The organism is Providencia sp. M-27, from assembly GCF_011077905.1.
GTDB classification, from domain to species: domain Bacteria; phylum Pseudomonadota; class Gammaproteobacteria; order Enterobacterales; family Enterobacteriaceae; genus Providencia; species Providencia huaxiensis.
Window position 1 is genome coordinate 1 of the sequence record NZ_JAALBT010000080.1, and the last position, 431, is coordinate 431.

The 431-nt window shown below is 60.3% G+C and carries 2 protein-coding genes; both read left to right on the plus strand.

Translation table 11 applies throughout. The features are described 5' to 3' along the window. Window positions 1–274: helix-turn-helix domain-containing protein (locus tag G6Q48_RS22015; RefSeq protein WP_166268424.1), on the plus strand; the 274-nt coding region annotated here is incomplete at its 5' end. A gap of 2 nt (window positions 275–276) precedes the next feature. Further along, the coding region (locus tag G6Q48_RS22020) for a DUF4158 domain-containing protein (RefSeq protein ID WP_166268426.1) at window positions 277–431 on the plus strand (155 nt) is incomplete at its 3' end.

The window sequence follows — 431 nt, forward strand, 5'->3', positions numbered from 1 at the left end:
GTTCACCGGCGAGGACTCACCGATGGCCAATCTGATGCTGTCGGTCATGGGAGCCTTTGCTGAGTTCGAGCGCGCCCTGATCCGCGAACGTCAGCGCGAGGGAATCGTGCTGGCCAAGCAGCGCGGTGCCTACCGGGGACGAAAGAAATCGCTGAACAGCGAACAAATTGCCGAGTTGAAACGGCGAGTTGCGGCAGGCGACCAAAAAACCTTGGTGGCCCGTGACTTCGGCATCAGCCGCGAAACCTTGTACCAGTACCTGCGGGAAGACTGACCATGCCACGCCGCTCAATCCTGTCCGCCACCGAGCGCGAAAGTCTGCTGGCACTGCCAGATGTCAAAGACGAACTGATACGGCACTACACGTTCAACGAAACCGACCTGTCGGTGATCCGTCAGCGTCGCGGCGCCGCGAATCGATTGGGCTTCGC